Genomic DNA, 18,522 nt, shown 5'->3' with positions numbered 1-18,522 from the left:
GCCTTAAGTCCGGTATTTTTCTTAACTATAACAGACTTAAGGCATTTATCAGCTTTATGAGGACAGATTCTAGCTGGAGTGGTTAGAATCTAGCCAGTTTGCCATATCGACAAATTGTTCGAGTGTCAGGTTTTCAGGGCGCATACTTGGATTTACTCCAAGCTCTTCCAACACCTCTTGGCTCAGCAGACCTTTGTAACAGTTGCGAACGGTTTTACGACGTTGGTTAAACCCTTCACGACATACGCGATCTAGCCATTTCAGGCTTTTTGCTGGATAAGGCAGTTCTTCATAAGGCATCAATCTTACAACCGCTGAATCGACTTTTGGTGGTGGAACAAATGCCGTTGGTGGCACTTCCAGTACAGGGACAACTTTACAGAAGTATTGTGCCATTACCGTTAATCGACCATAAGCCTTGCTGCCAGGTGCCGCTGCTAGGCGGTTTACGACCTCTTTTTGAAGCATAAAGTGCATATCTTGAATATCTTTATGGAATTCAAAAAGATGGAACATCAGTGGGGTCGAGATGTTATATGGAAGATTGCCGAAAATGCGCAATTTGTTGTTTGGCTTCACTAATTGAGTGAAGTCAAAACGCATGGCATCGCCTTCGTGAATGGTCAGTTTTTCTGCTAAGTCTGGATGAGTGCGCAGGCGCTCTGCCAGATCTCGGTCGAGTTCAATAACCGTAAATTTATCAACTTCTTTGCCTACTGGTTCTGTAATTGCCCCCAGACCGGGACCGATTTCAACCAGATTTTGTCCAGGTTTAGGGTTAATTGCAGACACGATGCCATCAATAATGTATGGATCGTTCAAAAAGTTCTGACCAAAACGTTTACGCGCTTTGTGTCCTAAGTGGACATCGTTTCTCATTGTTTCTTCTCTACTAATTCGATAGCGTGCGTGAGCGCTGTCTGGAAACTTCCTGTATCCGCCTGACCTGTCCCTGCCAAATCAAGTGCTGTACCATGGTCTACTGATGTACGAATGAACGGTAAACCGAGCGTTATATTAACAGAACGACCAAAACCTTTGTATTTTAATACAGGAAGAACTTGGTCGTGATACATGCCCAAAACGGCATCCGCTTCTTGCAAATATTTTTGGTTGAAGATGGTGTCCGCAGGTAAAGGACCGATTAAGTCGACACCTTTTTCCTTGCGGATTTTTTCTAATGTAGGAGTGATGGTTTCAATTTCTTCCATCCCCAGACATCCATCTTCACCTGCATGGGGATTTAATCCGCATACATAAATTTTAGGCTGCTTAATGGCAAATTTTTCCACTAAGTCTTTGTGTAAGATCTCAATGATTTTTTCAAGGCGATCTTTGGTTACAGCCTGGGAGACATAAGCCAGAGGAATATGCGTCGTGACAAGTGCGACACGCAAACCTTCAGTTGCCAGCATCATTACTACGAGAGGAGTATTCGATTTATCTGCGAAAAACTCTGTATGCCCGCTAAACGCGACTCCTGCTCTGTTAATGATCCCCTTGTGCACAGGGCCGGTGACAATAGCATCAAATTCGTCTTTCATACAGCCTTCGGCGGCTCTTTCTAGCGTATTCAGAACATAGTGACCATTGGATTCGTTGAGCTCGCCCGCAACAACTGGGGTGGCAACAGGTATATGGTCTACAATGAGTGTGCCGCTTTTCTGTGGTAACGCTGGATTTTCCGAATCGTAACTGATCAATTCAACGTCAATATTGAGTTGTTCAGCACGTTCAGCCAGAACCGTTTTATCAGCGATAACAATGATCTGGTGCGCCCAGTCATGTTTGGACAGTGCTAAAACCAGATCAGGACCTATGCCAGCAGGCTCACCAGCGGTGACGGCAATTCGTCTAACTGTCATTCTCTTCTCCCAACACTTCTACGTAAGCACCTGCACGAATTTCCTGCATCCAGGCTCCCACTTCTTCATTGAATTTGCGGTTAAAGAGAATTCGATAGGCTTTGTTGGTGAGAGCAGAGTCGGTTCTGTCCACTTTTCTTCTGTCTAACACTTCAACTATGTGCCAGCCATGAACGGTTTCGAAAGGTTTGCTGATTTGCCCTACAGGCAGAGTTTCAATTTGATGTTTGAACTCAGGAACGTAGAGATCAGGAGTTTGGAATCCAAGTTCACCATTATTTGCAGCCGACCCCGGATCTGCGCTGTATTGCTGTGCCAAATCACCAAATGAGCGCTCGCCAGCATTGATTTGGCGAATGTATTCATTGAGCTCACGTTTCGCACCTTCATCGCTTAAGATAACCGATGTTTTGATCAGAATGTGACGCGCGTTCACTTCAGTGACCGCAACGGTTTCAAGCCCTTTGACGTCTTCAAGCTTTATAATGTGGAAACCCACGCCACTTCGAAAAGGTCCAATTACTGCACCTTTACCTTGTGTGGTGATCTGATCTGCAAAGATGGTTGGCATTTCTTCTTTTCTTAACCAACCCCAATCGCCACCCTGCAGCGCTTTTGGTCCTTTGGAATAGGTGTACGCCATGGTTTTAAAGTCTTCACCAGCGTTGATCTGAAAAACAAGTTGTTTCGCTTGTTTTTCCACTTCTTGTTTTGTCTGGTCGTCATTGAAGCGAAGCTGAATGTGATTCACTTTGTACTGAACGGTGGCGTTGCTCTCTTTCGCCAGAATTTCCGCCAAGCTTTCTACTTCAGCAGGAAGGATGTTGATTCGGCGACGTACTTGCGCATTTCGGGCTTCAGATGCGGCAATTTCGTTACGGACCTGTTCGCGAAATTCGGCGTAACTTAAGCCTTCCTTTGACAATGACTGACGAAGTTGTGTGATGGATTTTTTCTGGTTAGCTGCGATCTCTTTGATAGCTAACTCAAGGCGGTTGTCGTCTATACGTACGCCTAGCTTCTCTGCTTGCTGGGTTTGAATGGTGTCTAAGATGAGTTTTTCCAGCACCTGATCTTTGAGAATATCTGCACTTGGTAGTGCTTGGTTGGCTGCTCGCGCATTTGCTCGAATGGTTTTGAGCGCGGAGTCGATGTCGCTTTGCAGGATAACGCCTTCGTTAACAATAACAACGACTTTATCTAACTCAACGGGTTGAGCAAATGCACTAAACGAACCGAATGCGATAGTGAGGCTTAAGAGTGTTTTTTTCCACATTTTCATGTTGTTTCCATTACTTTCAGAGGAGTTCTCTGAAAAAGATAAATTAGTTGTTTAGATAAAATGGGCGACCGTAGCCCAGAGCGTTACCAGCGGAGCTTATGGATGGAGCTCCTACAGACGTACCGAAGCCGAATATGCCAAAGTTTATGGCAAAATTGTCGTCATATACTGGGGTAGCATTAGGATCTGTAACAAAATTCCCATTCCACCCTCTCAATTGATTGCTATAGGTAAAGCTGATATACCAGCAATCAGAACGATAACTGAGGTTTGCTAGCCACTCTAGATTTTGTTTCACCGTTGCGTCATAGAAGTATTGAGCGTTTAAGTGCCATTTTGGTGTGATTTGATAAGCAGCAAGTAAGCCAGCCTGAGATATACCCGTTTTAGTAATATTGGATACATCCAATCCATCTACAGCACTTTCAATATACTCTTTCGTCACATAGCGATAGTTTGATTGAACATACCCGCCGTTAAAACGATATTCAAGAGCGCTATTAGCTAACTGAATCGCACTGGATTCGATGTCATACTGGACTCCACCGTGGTAAAACAAGTAGTCGTTAAAATTAAAGTCTGTTTCAACCGCCCAAGCGGAATAATTAGATGCATTTTCACCAGATGATATCGGTTCTAAAAAGTAGATCTGTCCGAATGAAACATTCAATCGTTCTTTGTAATCGCCGTCATAAAAGCGTGTTGTTGCTCCATAACTGAACTGGTTCGCTTTCTGTATACGGTCTACACCACTGTGCTTTCTGCTTCGGAATAACCCGTAGTAATCAGTTTGAAGGAGAGTGGTATCATAGAGACCTATCCCCTCTTGCTCGACTTCTGGAATGTATAAATACTGAACCTGAGGCTCCAGTGTTTGTATATAGCTACCCGCATCCCTTTCAAGGTTTAGAATTCCGTGGAGCCTTAATTCAGGTAACGTTCTTGATATCTGTTCCTTTAATACCGGATCACTTGAACTGTCAATTTCCTGTTGGTAGTAAGTAGCCAGCATTCGTGCTTCACCCGTAAGAGAACCCCAAGGTCTTGAAAATGGGACGACAACGCCAGGCTCAACATGAACTCGAGTTGCAGAAGGTTTATTACTATCTTCAGTTACAAAGCGGCTTATATGACTTGTAAGGTCAAAGTTGACGCCACTGTAAAAATCTGGGGAATAATAATTAAATTTTAGTTGGGGAAGCATTTGATATGGCTGAGTGGCATTCTCATCCAAAATTTGAAAATCTTTGACTGTTAATGTCAGATCCCAATCTTGAGTTCGATATGCGGCACTACCGGTTTGAATTAACTGACCATCTTCACGATTACCGATGCTTGATTTGAAGTCTCTAAAATAATTGACGTCGCTAACCAGTGAATAATCGATGTCCAGTTTCCAGTTGTGTAGAACAATTCCACTGTGAGAGTAATTTAATCCCCAGCGAGAACCTAACTCTTCATTTTTCTTATCACTAGCGATGTATTCGGTTCTTAAATTGCCAGAGCCATAATTTGTTAGGTAACGAAAGTTAGCGTCAAGTTGAAGACCTCTTCTTTCCATATAGTTAAATCGGGTAAGCAGGTCATAATTGGGCGCGAGGTTCCAATAAACAGGTATGTTAACACTTAAGCCATCATTAGTATCTAAAGAAACTCTTGGGAACAACAAGCCAGATTTTCTCTTATCTCCTACAGGCATACTCATATAAGGCATGTAAAAGATTGGAACATCTAATACTTCAAAGCGCGTATTGTAAAAGTATGCTTGTTCTTCATCCTGATCCAGCTCGATAGAAGATGCTTTTACTCGCCATGAGCTATCTCCCTCCGGGCAGGCAGTCAAAGTGCCGTCTTCCATTTCGTATATAGCTTGACCAGTTTTTAACACTCTTGTCGCTTCACCTCTCCCTGCTTCACAGAGAAAACGGTATTGTGTGTCTTCCATCGTGACTAATTCATCGTCAACATTGGAAGTAACAACGGTTGAGTGGGACTTTATTTGCCCATCACTAAACTGAACATTACCTTCGGCGCGCAATGTATTTTCAACTGGGTTGTGGGTGACAGAGTCGGCTTTCATCTTGCGGTGTCCTTGAGTGATGACCACATCACCTTGGTATACCGCCTGTTTTTCAGCTATTGCCGTAATACTGTCTGCTTCGACAAAAACTGGCTGTTCGTCTGCATCTGGTGCTCCAACTTCCGGTACATAACATTGATCTATAGCGGGCATTTCCTGCACACTATCATCATTATGGGTATCGGCTTGTGTCGAAGGCACGGTGAGCGCAGCGCCAATTGAAGCTGCCAGAAATGTGCGGGAAGAAAAAGACATCGAGTTGAGCTATCCTGTGAAACCTAATCCATTCGGTAAAGTAGTCGGAGACCGAATTAAAACATCGCCCTTTATCATAAAGGAATTTGTATTAACCGACACTATAAGACCGCGGTAGTTCGCAAAAATTCATAGATTGAGAGCACAATAATGCAGATTTTTGGCAAAATTCTTGGCCTTTTTTTCGGTTTCCTTTTTGGCAACATCCCCGGGGCGATTCTTGGGCTTTTTTTAGGGCATCAATTTGATAAGGCGAGAAACCGACAAACAGGTGGTTTTTCCTCCTCAAAAGGTTTTGGTGGTCCATCTCAAGCTGAAAAACAAGCAGAGTTCTTTAAAAGTGCCTTTGCTGTTATGGGGCATGTCGCTAAAGCGAAAGGGCAGGTGACTAAAGAAGAAATTCAGCTCGCAACGACCATGATGGAGCGAATGAACCTTCATGGGGAACAAAGACGCGCGGCGCAGGATGCTTTTCGTTCCGGTAAGTCATCGGATTTTCCGCTGGAAGAAACACTAGCGAGTGTTCGTTCTGCAACAGGTGGTCGGTTTGACCTGCTACAGTTCTTTTTGGAACTGCAAATCTCGGCTGCGTTTGCAGATGGTGACCTTCATCCAAGTGAACGTAATGTACTCCATGTTATCGCACAAGGTCTGGGATTTTCCTCACAGCAGCTTGAACAACGTTTGCAGATGCAAGAAGCGGCTTTTCGTTTTCAGCGTGGGGGAGGCGGCTTTGGTGGGAGCCAGTCGGGCAGCCATCAGCAGCGATCTTCTGGACAGTGGCAGCCATCGTCCGCAAGTCAGCTTTCTGATGCCTTTAAAGTTCTGGGTATTTCCGATTCTTCTGACTCGAAAGCCGTCAAGCGTGCATATCGCAAACTGATGAATGAGCACCATCCAGATAAACTCGTCGCCAAAGGTTTGCCTCCAGAAATGATGCAAGTGGCGAAAGAAAAGGCGCAGGAGATCCAGTCTGCGTATGACTTAATCAAAAAGGAAAAAGGGTTTAAGTAACCCCAAGGAGAATCTATGTACAAGGAAGTGATTGATTTTTGGTTTGGTGAACTTACGCCAAAAGATTGGTTTGCGGGTGGTGAAGAGCTGGATAAGCTTATTAAGTCTCGCTTTGGCGACCTGCAAGCTCAAGCTGCTCAATGTGAATTAAGCGATTGGCGTGAATCTGCTCAGGGGCGATTAGCGGAAGTGATCGTACTGGATCAGTTTTCAAGGAATATTCATCGTGGAACACCTGCCGCATTTTCCTCTGATCCTCTGGCTCTTGCATTGGCTCAGGAGACGATTCGATTAGGGCTAGACAAAGAGCTAACTCAAACAGAACGAACGTTTTTGTACATGCCATTTATGCACAGTGAATCTCTTAAGATTCATGAGCATGCGGTTGAGCTGTTTAAAGAAAACGGCGTGGAAAACAATCTGGACTATGAATATAAACACAAAGTCATTATTGAACGATTTAGTCGATACCCGCACCGTAACGAAATTTTAGGGCGAGTATCGACAGAAGAAGAAATTGAATTTCTCAAACAGCCGGGTTCAAGTTTCTAAACCTATATTCATCTGAAAAGAAAGCTATTGCTTATTTAAATCCCAATCGTAGTCGTATTTGATTTTGCTGCTCCTATTCAGTGGCAAATCAGAGCGATACTGCTTTAGGTGTGTGATAACGCCTTCTTCGTTTCCACCGAAATCGGCAACAAACCATTCGTAGATAGAAGACAATTGAGCACCATCTGAATTCAAAGATACCCCTTTATCGCTATTCACAAATGATTGGGCGGCTTGTTCTAGAAGAGCTTCCGTGTTGTCTGCGGTAAATGCTGTCGTTTGTAAATTAGGGCAGCCCAAGCTTGCGCAGTTGACCGCGTAATGTGTACGAGGATCATTCCAGATAGGGCGAAGAATACGATGTTCAATATCGTTTAGCGTCAAGTCTTTACCAACTACTTTCACCACCTTCTCACCCCAAGGTCCAAAGCTAAACAACCCGCCTAATTTGGTAATGGATTTCACAGGGTAGTCATCCAAAATCAAATCGACTGTGATGGCGTTGTACATATTTACCCAATAGGCATATTGCTCTTTAAGTGAGTAACTTCTTGGGTCTTGCGATGCCAGATTTTGGATATAACTCTTAAGAGCCGCTTTATCCGATGTAGTTACACCTGCGTAATCAAAAAGATTATGCTGACCTGATTCGGCTAAATACTTTTTCAGAAGCTCATCCCATGCTTGATGCGATATGGTGGCAGTATTGCTTTCGTTGTTTTTCTGCCAAAACTCCCAAAGGTCGGACTTTGGTGCAGCAAAAGACAGGCTTGAAAAAAGAAAAATAAAAACAGTCAGTAAGATTCTCATAGTCAAAATTCTTTGGTCGTCATTGTGATTAGTATAGGAGACCCACGCCGATTGAGAATTCTTTCGTTGGATAGAAAAAAAGCCCCATTCCGGGGCTTAGACTTGAAAGTGTTTACGCCAAGAAGCTAGGGATTTTCGACTCGTATTCAGCGATTTTGTCTTCGTGTTGAAGCGTTAAACCAATATTATCCAAACCGTTCAGAAGACAGTGGCGACGGAATTCGTCGATTTCGAAACCGTACTCTTTGCCATTAGCTCGAACTTTCATCGCTTCAAGATCCACTTCTACTTGAGCACCTTCATTGGCATGCACAAACTCGAAAATTTCATCGACTTCTTGCTCTGTTAAGCGAACAGGAACCATCTGGTTGTTGATGGAATTCCCATAGAAAATATCAGCGAAACTTGGAGCAATCATGACTTTAATGCCGTAGTCAGCCAGTGCCCACGGTGCGTGTTCACGAGAAGAGCCACACCCAAAATTCTCTCGAGCTAGCAGGATAGATGCCCCTTGGTAACGAGGTGCATTCATTACGAATTCTGGGTTTGGCTCATTTCCAGCATCGTCTAAATAACGCCAGTCATGAAACAAGTGAATTCCAAAACCAATGCGATTTACCTTCTGAAGAAACTGCTTTGGAATAATGGCATCGGTATCGACATTGGCTGCATCTAAAGGAACAACCAAACCTGTATGTTGTTTAAAACCTGACATGATAAGTTCCTTATTGATCTAATTCACGAATATCGACAAAGTGACCGGCAATAGCTGCGGCAGCTGCCATGGCTGGACTCACTAGGTGTGTACGTCCATCACGACCCTGACGCCCTTCAAAGTTACGGTTACTGGTCGATGCGCAGCGTTCATGAGGACCCAGACGGTCATTGTTCATTGCCAGACACATGGAGCAGCCAGGTAAACGCCATTCGAACCCAGCGTCAATGAAGATTTTATCCAGTCCTTCCAGTTCAGCCTGTGAACGAACTTGCTCGGACCCCGGAACGATCAAAGCCTGAACATGACCTGCTACTTTCTTACCTTTAGCAATGGCGGCAGCAGCGCGCATGTCTTCGATTCGTGAGTTAGTACAGGAACCTACAAATACTTTATCCACCTTGTAATCAGATAGCTTCTTACCTGCCTCCAAACCCATGTAAGCCAGTGCTTTCTCGGCTGAGGCTTTTTCTACTGGATCTGCGAAACTGTCAGGTGCTGGGATGTTAGCATCAACCGCGATAACTTGACCTGGGTTCGTTCCCCACGTGACCTGTGGTTTGATTTGAGTTGCATCCAGCGTCACAACTGCGTCAAATTCTGCGTCATCATCGGTTTTCAGTGATGACCAGTACTCTACTGCGTCTTCCCAATCTTGACCTTGAGGTGCGAATTTACGCCCTTTGATGTAGTCAAAGGTGGTTTCGTCCGGAGCAATCAGACCCGCTTTTGCACCCAGTTCGATAGCCATGTTACAGACGGTCATTCGACCTTCCATCGTCAGGTCGGTAATGGCTTCGCCGCAGAACTCGACTACGTAGCCCGTGCCGCCTGCGGCGGTGGTTTTACCGATGATGGCAAGTACGATATCTTTTGCGGTAATGCCTTCTGCAACTTTCCCTTTCACCTCAATCTTCATGGTTTTAGCACGAGCTTGCTTTAGGGTTTGAGTTGCCAGAACGTGCTCAACTTCAGAAGTCCCGATACCAAAAGCCAAGGAACCAAAAGCACCGTGAGTCGCGGTATGGGAGTCACCACAAACGATGGTCATACCCGGCAAGGTAATCCCTAGCTCAGGACCCATAACGTGCACAATACCTTGATATTTGTGGTTAATGTCATAAAGGGTGACACCAAACTCTTCACAGTTCTTAGACAGTGTTTCCATCTGAATACGTGCCATCTCACCAGAGGCATTGATGTCCTTGGTTTGAGTCGACACGTTGTGATCCATTGTGGCAAACGTTTTGCCGACTTGACGAACCGGACGTCCCTTTTCACGCAGACCATCAAAAGCTTGCGGAGAGGTCACTTCGTGAACCAAATGGCGGTCAATGTATAAGATAGGGTTTTCGCCCTCTGCCGCAACTGCGACGTGGGCGTCATAAATTTTTTCGTATAATGTTTTCGACATTGCTTCTTCCTTGAGCGAAGCGCTCAGTATTTCAATTTGTACGTGAGCTTGATTCAGCGATGAACGGCTCATCGCTGTATTTTAAATTCAATCTGTACTCACGCTTTACCTGTCTGTTATGAGTTGATGATGTACTCGGCGATTTTGTCGCCCATTTCTGACGTCGAAAGTGCTGGCTTATCTCCTGCTAAATCGCCTGTCAGTTCACCTGCTGCCAGTGCTTTTGAAACTGCAGCTTCAATATCTTGCGCGGCTGCTTCTTCATTCAGGCTATAACGTAGCATCAGTGCAGCAGAAAGGATCTGAGCCACTGGGTTCGCAATGTTCTTGCCTGCAATATCTGGTGCACTGCCGCCAGCAGGTTCGTATAAGCCAAACTTGCTTTCATTAAGGCTAGCAGATGGCAGCATACCCATGGAGCCAGTGATCATGGCACATTCATCAGAAATGATGTCGCCAAAGATGTTTGAACAAAGCATCACATCGAATTGAGAAGGATCTTTGATGAGCTGCATAGTGGCGTTGTCGATGTACATGTGTGAAAGCTCGACATCTGGGTAGTCTTTCGCAATTTCTTCAACCACTTCACGCCATAAAATAGAGCTTTGAAGTACGTTAGCTTTGTCGATAGAGCAGACTTTTTTGTCTCTAAGGCGAGCAGATTCAAAAGCAATCTTAGCGATTCTTTCAATCTCATAGCGATGATAGATCTCTGTATCGAACGCTTTTTCGTTTGGACCTTCACCTTCGCGACCTTTTGGCTGACCGAAGTAGATTCCACCAGTTAGTTCGCGAACCACAACAATGTCGAAACCACGTTCAGAAATATCCGCTCGAAGAGGAGAGAAGGCTTCTAGCCCTTGGTGAATTTGCGCTGGGCGTAAATTACAAAATAGTTGGAAGTGTTTACGCAGTGGAAGTAATGCACCACGCTCAGGTTGATCATTCGGTGGAAGATGTTCCCACTTTGGACCACCAACCGAGCCAAACAAAACGGCATCCGCATCTTCGCAGCCTTTTACCGTACTCTCTGGTAGCGGGCAACCATGGTTGTCAATCGCAATGCCGCCGACGTCATGCTCTTCACGTTGAAAGGTAATACCGTGTTTCTTTTCAATCGCATCCAGTACCTTGTGAGCCTGTTGCATGACTTCCGGACCAATTCCGTCGCCCGGTAATACGGCAATGTTGTAGCTTGAGCCTGCCATGGTTAAATATTCCTTGTTGGTTAAGTTGTGTTTGAATTTAAAATCGAGAGCGAACGGTCTGTTTATTCTGTGCTAAAAGCACTGTGCTTATTTATGTCGCTCTCGTTGTATTTTTATACTGTCTCTATCTTATCTTTTTTCTGCTTAATGTCAGCAATTTGGTCTGCACGATGAATACTATTAATTACATGCAATAGAGCCTGACCAGAGGCTTCGATAATATCGGTAGATACCCCAGTTCCGTGGTATTTTCTGCCTTTATAGTTAGCGATGATGTCTGCCTGACCTAAGCCATCTTCACCTTCACCTTTGGCAGTGAGATCGAATTTATCCAGAACGATGTCGTAACCCGTTACTCGGTAAATGCATTGGTAAAGCGCATCGACAGGGCCATTACCAACCGCAGCTTCGCTCTTTTCTTCATCGCCACATTGCAGCTTGATGCTAGTGGTCGCCATGACACTGCCAGATTGCACGCTTAGGTAATTCAACTTGAAGTAGTCGTCTTCTTCGCGCAAGTTCGCAAAGTGCATCAATGCTTCCAGGTCGTAATCGAAAACCTGACCTTTGCGATCAGCAAGTTTCAGGAAATCGGCGTAAAGCGTGTCCAGGTTATATTCGTCTTCTTTGTACCCCATGGTATCCATGTGGTTCTTAACCGCGGCACGACCGCTTCGGCTGGTTAGATTTAGCGCCTGATTCTTTAGACCGACTGATTCTGGAGTCATGATCTCGTAAGTGTTTTTACTCTTGATCATGCCATCCTGGTGGATACCTGAAGAGTGGCTGAATGCGTTCGCCCCTACCACTGCTTTGTTACTCTGGATCGGCATATTACAAAGCTGACTCACCAATTTACTGGTGCGGTAAATTTCTTCGCTCTTGATATTGGTGGTTACATTCAGCAAGTCGGCGCGTGTTTTAAGGATCATCGCCACTTCTTCTAGTGCACAGTTACCCGCACGTTCACCAATACCATTAATGGTGCCTTCAATCTGGCGCGCTCCAGCCTGAACTGCCGCAATTGAGTTAGCCACTGACATACCTAAGTCGTCGTGACAATGCACTGAAATTACCGCTTTATCGATATTCGGAACTCGATTAAACAGGGTTTCAAAGATGGCACCAAACTCACCTGGAACCGTGTAGCCCACAGTGTCTGGGATATTGATGGTGCTCGCACCTGCATCAATGGCAGCTTCCACCATACGGCACAAGTTATCGATTGGCGTTCGTCCTGCATCTTCACAAGAAAACTCAACATCGTCGGTGTACTTACGAGCTCGCTTAACTGCTTGAACGCCCATTTCTATGACGTCTTCGTAGTCACGACGCAATTTGTTCTGAACGTGAACGGTAGAAGTAGAGATAAAGGTGTGAATACGGAACGCTTCGGCGACTTTCAAAGCTTCGGCAGCCACATCAATGTCTTTCGCAACGGCACGCGAAAGACCACAGATACGGCTGTTTTTAACATTTTTAGCAATGGTCTGTACGGATTCAAAATCGCCAGGAGAAGATACCGGGAAGCCCGCTTCAATCACGTCGACACCCAATCTTTCGAGTGCGTAAGCGATCTGCAGTTTTTCTTTCACAGTTAAACTTGCTGATAGTGCCTGCTCGCCATCACGCAAAGTTGTATCGAAAATAATGACCTGATCGCTCATGTTTGCTGTCCTTTTCCTGTTGGTTAATCGTTTTCTGTCCGCAGATGCCGATTTTTTATTTTCTTAAGTTATAAAAAAACCCGCATTTGAATGCGGGTTTTAAGAATCTGTGTGGTTATTTTTCTTCCACTGCCTACCCGCGCGATCGAATCACGATAAGGAGGAGGCTAAGCAGGATAGAAAAACGAGATGTCATGTAAAAACATTTCCACAAAATTAAGTTAACAAATTAGTACCGTACTCCTGATGGTGCGTCAACCCTTTCGTTGATTTTTTCTTCATATCGGATCAGTTAATAAGAGAAATCCTCAAAAAGAAGCATGTTGTATAAGAGAATCGCTCAAGGAGGAAATTAATCAAATGATTAAATAATGATTAATTATTCTGCTGTTTTGTTTAAATTTTGGCTCCTATAATTATTCGGATGATTAATTCTGGAGATAGAAATGAGCCGTAAAGTCGGGCGTCCTGCAGAAAAAACCAATGCAAGAGAAAAGCTTATTCTCAAAGCGCGTGAACTCTTTACTCAGCAACCTTATGAGAAAGTGTCCACTCGCCTGCTGGCAGAAAAAGCAGGCGTGAACATGGCGATGATTCGCTACTACTTCGGTAGCAAGGATGGATTGTTTGAAACCATGTTGCGAGAAACCTTAGCGCCAATGAAGGAGCACATTGGACAAACCATCAAGGAAACAAGCAGTGACGAAGATTTCCTCGGCATCATGAAAACCTACTACGGCATGATGTCAAAAATCCCTGATTTTCCTCGGCTGGTCTGCAGAATCATGATGATGGAAGAAAGTGCAGTACAGCGAAAACTGATGGAAAAAGTATTTATGGAAATCGCTATGCCGGCGCAGCAACTGATATTCCATAAATTTCAAAGTAATGGTGTATTAAAACCGGACCTTGATCCTTTGCTTTGCAAAGTCAGTTACATCAGCTTAATGGTGTTCCCGTTTATTGCCCCTCCCCAATTGTTAAAAATTCACGAAGTGTCGTTGGACGAGGACTTTCTAGCACGGCTGCTAGAGCACAACCTGCAACTATTGTCCCGAGGCTTTTTAATTTCACCTTCTGAAAAACAAGATCAAAATTACGAGGAGTAACTTATGGCTTTAAAACGCAAGTTGCTGTTTTTCCCAGTACTGGCTGTTGGCATTGTCATCCTTATTCTAGCGATTAACTTACGACCGACACCTTCAACCAAGCCAGCAGGTGATCGTTCCCGTCTGGTTGAAACGATGCCACTGGAACTCAAATCAATGGCGCCTGCTGTTATCGGCTTCGGAACTGTCACACCGAAACTGGAGTGGAAAGCCATTGCAGAGGTATCTGGAAAAGTGGTGTACCGTCATCCGCAGCTTGAAAACGGCAGAATGCTGAAAGCAGGAACTGAAATTTTGCGCATTGACCCTCTCGACTACGAGCTGAAACTTGCTCAGGCAGAGGCTGATCTCAGTTCCAGTCAGACAAAGTTAGCAAAACTCGATCTTGAACAGACCAATTTGACCAGCACTTTAAAGATCGAAGAAAACCGACTGGCGATCAGTAAGACTGAACTTGAACGTAAGAAAAATCTAAGAAAGAAAGGGCTGACTTCGCAATCTGATGTGGACCAGCAAAACCAATCTTATTTGTCTCAGCAGAAACTGGTTCAGGATATTCAAAACCAACTTGCATTGTTTCCTGATGAAAGAAAAGTCTCTCATGCACTGGTAAAAGTGAATCAATCCAAGCTGAAAGAAGCGCAACGCTCACTGGAAAAAACCTCGGTAATTCTGCCTCAGGATATGAGAATTTCTAAAGTCGATATTGAAGTGAACCAAGTGGTTAACTTGCAGCAGACAATGGTTGTGGCTCACGGTGTGAAAATCATGGAAGTGGAAGCCCAGCTCGCAATTCACGACATGCGAACTTTGATTTACAGCTTGGGTGAATTTGAACGGGATGAAAATGGTGTTCCAAACCCGGATACGGATGCGATCTCAGCCAGTATCGAGCTGACGAGCGGGAGCTTAGCCGCGAAATGGGACGCGAGATTAACGCGAGTCAGTGAAACCGTTGACCCAAATCAGGCTACCGTAGGCGTCATACTAGAAATCGAGCAAGACTATCGAGATCTCAAACCCCAAAATTCGCCCCCTCTGGTGAATGGCATGTTCGTCAAAGCAGAAATTATCGGGCAGGAAAACCCAAGCTGGGTGATCCCTGAACGCGCGCTTCATGGTTCTCGAATCTACCTCAAAGATCAAAACAGCACACTCAGAATTCAACCTGTTACTGTTTTGTACCGTCGCGACAATAAGGTGGTGATCGAAGGGGACATTGAACAGGGAGAGTTACTCATTTTGAACGACTTGCTTCCCGCTATTGAAGGCATGCAACTGAAATCCAACAGTAATTCGGAGGCAAGAGAATGATACGATTTTTTGCCAGACACCCGACTGCCGCTAACCTGCTGATGCTCGCGTTGTTGATCATTGGGTTAACATCATTGCCTAAACTAAAGCGAGAAACCTTTCCGGAATTCTCTCCTCCTTACATTATGGCGGGGGTTGTTTATCCCGGGGCTTCCCCTCAGGAAGTGGAAGAAAGTCTCTGTGTTCGTATGGAAGATGCAGTTGACGGGCTTGCCAATATTGAAGAAACCCGGTGTGAAGCGATTGAGGGTTCTGCTCGCTTAATTCTAAAACTTGATGAGCGGGCAGACATTGGACGCATGCTGGTGGACGTTCAGACTCAGATCAACTCCATTAACGATTTCCCAGACGAAATTGAATCGCCTGTAGTACGTGAGATGGACTGGAATGAACCCGTGGTTGATGTGGCGATCACCGCAGACACGACCTGGCCAGAATTGAAAGCTTATGCGGAGCAGCTCAAACGCACTCTCAAACTGGATTATGGTGTGTCCTTGGTGGATGTCAGCGGTTTTTCAGACCACCAGTACCGAGTTGAACTGGATACGATTGCCATCAGGCAGTTGGGGTTGAGTGTTGGGGAAATTGCCGATCAGATTGGTCGACAAAACGTCAAGTTACCCAGCGGCAACATTGAAACGCCAGATAAAAACTTCCTGATTCGCTTTGATGAACGCCGAGTCACCCCTGAGGAACTCAGCCAGATTGTGGTTGGTTCAGCCTCAAACGGCAGTGTGATTCGCTTGGCGGATATTGCCACTATTACAGATCGGTTCGAACTGGATGAGCAGAAGATCCTGTTTGATGGAAAGCCGTCCGCAGTATTGAAAATCAGTAAAAACAAAGCCGACGATGCGTTAAGAATCAAAGATCAGGTGGTGAAGTTTGTTGAAGATCAGCGATTGATTGCGCCAGATGGCGTAACACTGGAACTGACGAATGACATGTCTTCCGTACTCTGGGATCGCCTTAGCATGATGCTGAATAATGGTTGGCAGGGAATCATTCTGGTGTTCGCGACCATGTGGCTGTTTTTCAGCTTTCGGTATTCGTTCTGGGTCGCAGCCGGTCTTCCGGTAGCATTCCTCGGCGGAATGTTCTTAATGGCAAACCTTGGTCTTTCCATCAATATTATGTCTTTGGTCGGGTTACTCATGGCAATTGGGATAATGATGGATGATGCCATTGTGATCGCAGAGTCGATAGCGTCTCACCTCGATCGAGGTCAGAGTGTCGATGAAGCTGTCTATAACGGTGTGCGCAAAGTTTTCCCTGGGGTATTGTCTTCCTTCCTGACCACGGTGTGCATCTTTGGTAGCCTCCTCTTTTTGGAAGGCGAGATGGGAGCCGTACTACGAGCGGTTCCGCAAGTATTGATTCTGGTTCTTTGCCTGAGTTTGGTGGAAGCTTTCCTGATACTTCCCAATCACCTCTCTCACTCGTTGCACAAACAGAAAAACGATCGCCCGCCACTCAAATTCAAACGCGTTTTGCTGGAGCGATTTGAACATTTTCGCAATACCAAATTGGTGACCGCAGTTTCGAAAGTGGTGGAATGGCGATACGCTTTTCTTGGGGGAGTGTTGGCAACTTTACTTGCCTCCATCGCTCTGATAGCCGGTGGGGTAGTGAAATTTGTCCCGTTCCCGGATCTGGACGGAGACATCGCGGAAGCCCGAATTATTCTTCCTCCGGGTGCTTCACTGGGTCAGACAGAAGCAGTGGTCGATAAAATCGTACTTGCTGCTGAAAAGTTGAATGAAGACTGGAGCGAACGGGTGGAAGGTGGACGCACATTAGTTCAGCACATTACCAGCAGTTACAACATGAACGCCGATGCGGATGAATCCGGACCGCATTTAGCAACCGTTCGTCTTGACCTTTTGGGAGCAGAGACCCGAAATGCGCTGATTGATGATTTTGTTGACGCCTGGCGTAACGAAGTTGGAGAACTGGCGCAGCCTGTTTCGCTTGTCTTTAAACAGCCAACAGTGGGGCCGGGTGGTCGTGCCATCGAAATTCGCGCTAAGCATGACGATCTGGAAGCACTAAAAGCCGCGTCTGTCGAAATCCAGAATTACCTGAACGAATTTGATGGCGTTCACGGTGTGCTCGATGATATGAGGCTTGGCAAAGAAGAAGTGTTGGTGAAACTTCGTCCCGGCGCTGAAACCTTTGGAATAAACGGGCAGATGATTGCAGGTCAGCTTCGCGCCGCTTTTTTCGGGCAGACTGCCGATGAAATCCAGATTGGTGTAGAAAACATCAAAATAGAAGTTCAGCTTGATAAGAAACAGGCTGGGGATTTGCAGCAGCTCGCGAATTTCCCAATCATAAAGTCGGATGGCTCTCAAATTCCGCTGGGTGCTATCGCAACGTTAAGTTTTCAGCGTAATTATGTTCGAATCCAGCGCATAGATGGGTTGAGAACCATCAGTGTGTATGGCGATGTCGATAACGCGAAAGCCAGCTCATCTGAAATCATTAATCAGTTCCGAGCGGATGAAGCTCCGCTGTTGATGAGTAAGTACCCAGGGTTGAGATTCGACTTTGAAGGGGAAGCAAAAGACGCAGCCAAAACCGGAAGCTCTATTGCAAGCGGCTTCTTGCTGGGACTTTTCGGTGTATTCGTGATTCTGAGTTATCAGTTCCGCAGTTATCTGGAACCATTTGTGGTGATGATCGCGATCCCATTGGCTCTCATCGGTGTTATTTGGGGGCACTTCCTGCTGGGTCATTCATTGAGCATGCCAAGCATTATGGGATTTGTGTCTTTAGCGGGCATCGTGGTGAACGATTCGATTCTTCTGGTTCAATACATACGGCATCATGTCGATGAAGGAGACAGTGTTCATGAGTCTGTGGTGAAAGCCAGTCGGGAAAGATTTCGAGCTGTATTCTTAACTTCGATGACAACCGCAGCAGGCTTACTTCCTTTGCTCACAGAAACCAGTTTACAGGCACAGGTAATCCAGCCACTGGTGATATCAATCGTGTTTGGTATATTTACCTCTACCTTATTGGTTTTATTTATGATTCCAGCCGCGTATGCCGTTTTAGCAGACTTCGGTCTTGTGCATAAACATGATGAGATACATTCGTCATAATATTGCCAAATATAAATGAGAAAGTAATAAGGGGGACATCGTCCCCCTTCCTCGTGATTTGACTCTAAAAAAAAATATTTTGATGTTTGTTGCACTTGAATATCAATAGTATGTAAATACACCATATGCA

At 45.2% G+C, this 18,522-nt stretch carries 14 protein-coding genes; 5 read left to right on the top strand and 9 right to left on the bottom strand.

Going from position 1 to position 18,522, the window contains the following annotated elements; genetic code table 11:
* Positions 1 to 69: 69 nt before the first annotated feature.
* From rsmA to lptD, 4 genes are read right to left on the bottom strand one after another with little or no spacing between them, the layout of a single operon-like run.
* Positions 70 to 879: a 16S rRNA (adenine(1518)-N(6)/adenine(1519)-N(6))-dimethyltransferase RsmA gene (rsmA, locus tag INR79_RS15150; protein ID WP_022551545.1), complete on the bottom strand. Its 810-nt coding sequence runs from the start codon at positions 877 to 879 to the stop codon at positions 70 to 72.
* Complete coding sequence (gene pdxA, locus INR79_RS15145; RefSeq protein WP_223094944.1) at positions 876 to 1,865, bottom strand: 4-hydroxythreonine-4-phosphate dehydrogenase PdxA; 990 nt, start codon at positions 1,863 to 1,865, stop codon at positions 876 to 878. The genes rsmA and pdxA overlap by 4 nt, the downstream gene beginning before the upstream one ends.
* On the bottom strand, positions 1,855 to 3,147 hold the full coding sequence (gene surA / locus INR79_RS15140; protein WP_223094942.1) for a peptidylprolyl isomerase SurA: 1,293 nt from the start codon (positions 3,145 to 3,147) through the stop codon (positions 1,855 to 1,857). Before surA ends, pdxA begins: the two co-directional genes overlap by 11 nt.
* A gap of 43 nt (positions 3,148 to 3,190) precedes the next feature.
* Entirely contained in the window at positions 3,191 to 5,482 is a 2,292-nt protein-coding gene (gene lptD, locus INR79_RS15135) for an LPS assembly protein LptD (RefSeq protein WP_223094940.1), read from the bottom strand.
* A 150-nt stretch (positions 5,483 to 5,632) separates the two neighbouring features.
* Between lptD and djlA the strand changes: the two genes are divergently transcribed.
* Complete coding sequence (gene djlA, locus INR79_RS15130; protein ID WP_022551541.1) at positions 5,633 to 6,496, top strand: co-chaperone DjlA; 864 nt, start codon at positions 5,633 to 5,635, stop codon at positions 6,494 to 6,496.
* A 15-nt stretch (positions 6,497 to 6,511) separates the two neighbouring features.
* Positions 6,512 to 7,048: a DUF924 family protein gene (locus INR79_RS15125; RefSeq protein ID WP_223094938.1), complete on the top strand. Its 537-nt coding sequence runs from the start codon at positions 6,512 to 6,514 to the stop codon at positions 7,046 to 7,048.
* 24 nt (positions 7,049 to 7,072) lie between these two features.
* Here INR79_RS15125 and INR79_RS15120 read toward each other — a convergent pair whose 3' ends face one another.
* From INR79_RS15120 to leuA, 5 genes are all read right to left on the bottom strand, one after another.
* Positions 7,073 to 7,858: a DUF547 domain-containing protein gene (locus INR79_RS15120; RefSeq protein ID WP_223094936.1), complete on the bottom strand. Its 786-nt coding sequence runs from the start codon at positions 7,856 to 7,858 to the stop codon at positions 7,073 to 7,075.
* A 112-nt stretch (positions 7,859 to 7,970) separates the two neighbouring features.
* Entirely contained in the window at positions 7,971 to 8,573 is a 603-nt protein-coding gene (leuD, locus tag INR79_RS15115) for a 3-isopropylmalate dehydratase small subunit (protein WP_022589592.1), read from the bottom strand.
* Positions 8,574 to 8,583: 10 nt separating this feature from the next.
* Positions 8,584 to 9,987, bottom strand: a complete 1,404-nt coding sequence (gene leuC, locus INR79_RS15110) for a 3-isopropylmalate dehydratase large subunit (RefSeq protein ID WP_223094934.1) — start codon at positions 9,985 to 9,987, stop codon at positions 8,584 to 8,586.
* A 116-nt stretch (positions 9,988 to 10,103) separates the two neighbouring features.
* The gene (leuB, locus tag INR79_RS15105; RefSeq protein ID WP_004401790.1) at positions 10,104 to 11,195 is read right to left on the bottom strand and encodes a 3-isopropylmalate dehydrogenase; all 1,092 of its coding nucleotides are present in this window, start codon (positions 11,193 to 11,195) and stop codon (positions 10,104 to 10,106) included.
* A gap of 113 nt (positions 11,196 to 11,308) precedes the next feature.
* Positions 11,309 to 12,862 (bottom strand): 2-isopropylmalate synthase, encoded by a 1,554-nt coding sequence (leuA, locus tag INR79_RS15100; protein ID WP_004401791.1) that lies wholly within the window; start codon positions 12,860 to 12,862, stop codon positions 11,309 to 11,311.
* A 446-nt stretch (positions 12,863 to 13,308) separates the two neighbouring features.
* On the opposite strand from leuA, the gene INR79_RS15095 reads away from it, so the two are divergent.
* Genes INR79_RS15095 through INR79_RS15085 form a run of 3 tightly spaced genes read left to right on the top strand, consistent with a single transcriptional unit; the run spans position 13,309 to position 18,392 of the window.
* Positions 13,309 to 13,971 (top strand): TetR/AcrR family transcriptional regulator, encoded by a 663-nt coding sequence (locus INR79_RS15095; RefSeq protein ID WP_223094932.1) that lies wholly within the window; start codon positions 13,309 to 13,311, stop codon positions 13,969 to 13,971.
* 3 nt (positions 13,972 to 13,974) lie between these two features.
* Positions 13,975 to 15,285: an efflux RND transporter periplasmic adaptor subunit gene (locus INR79_RS15090; RefSeq protein ID WP_223094930.1), complete on the top strand. Its 1,311-nt coding sequence runs from the start codon at positions 13,975 to 13,977 to the stop codon at positions 15,283 to 15,285.
* A complete protein-coding gene (locus INR79_RS15085; protein WP_223094928.1) occupies positions 15,282 to 18,392 on the top strand; it encodes an efflux RND transporter permease subunit in 3,111 nt (1,036 codons plus the stop codon). The genes INR79_RS15090 and INR79_RS15085 overlap by 4 nt, the downstream gene beginning before the upstream one ends.
* Positions 18,393 to 18,522: the final 130 nt, after the last annotated feature.

Source organism: Vibrio sp. SCSIO 43132 (assembly GCF_019904195.1).
Taxonomy (GTDB): Bacteria; Pseudomonadota; Gammaproteobacteria; order Enterobacterales; family Vibrionaceae; genus Vibrio; species Vibrio nigripulchritudo.
The sequence above is the reverse complement of the archived record's forward strand: the minus strand, read 5'-3'. Positions and strand labels throughout refer to the sequence as shown.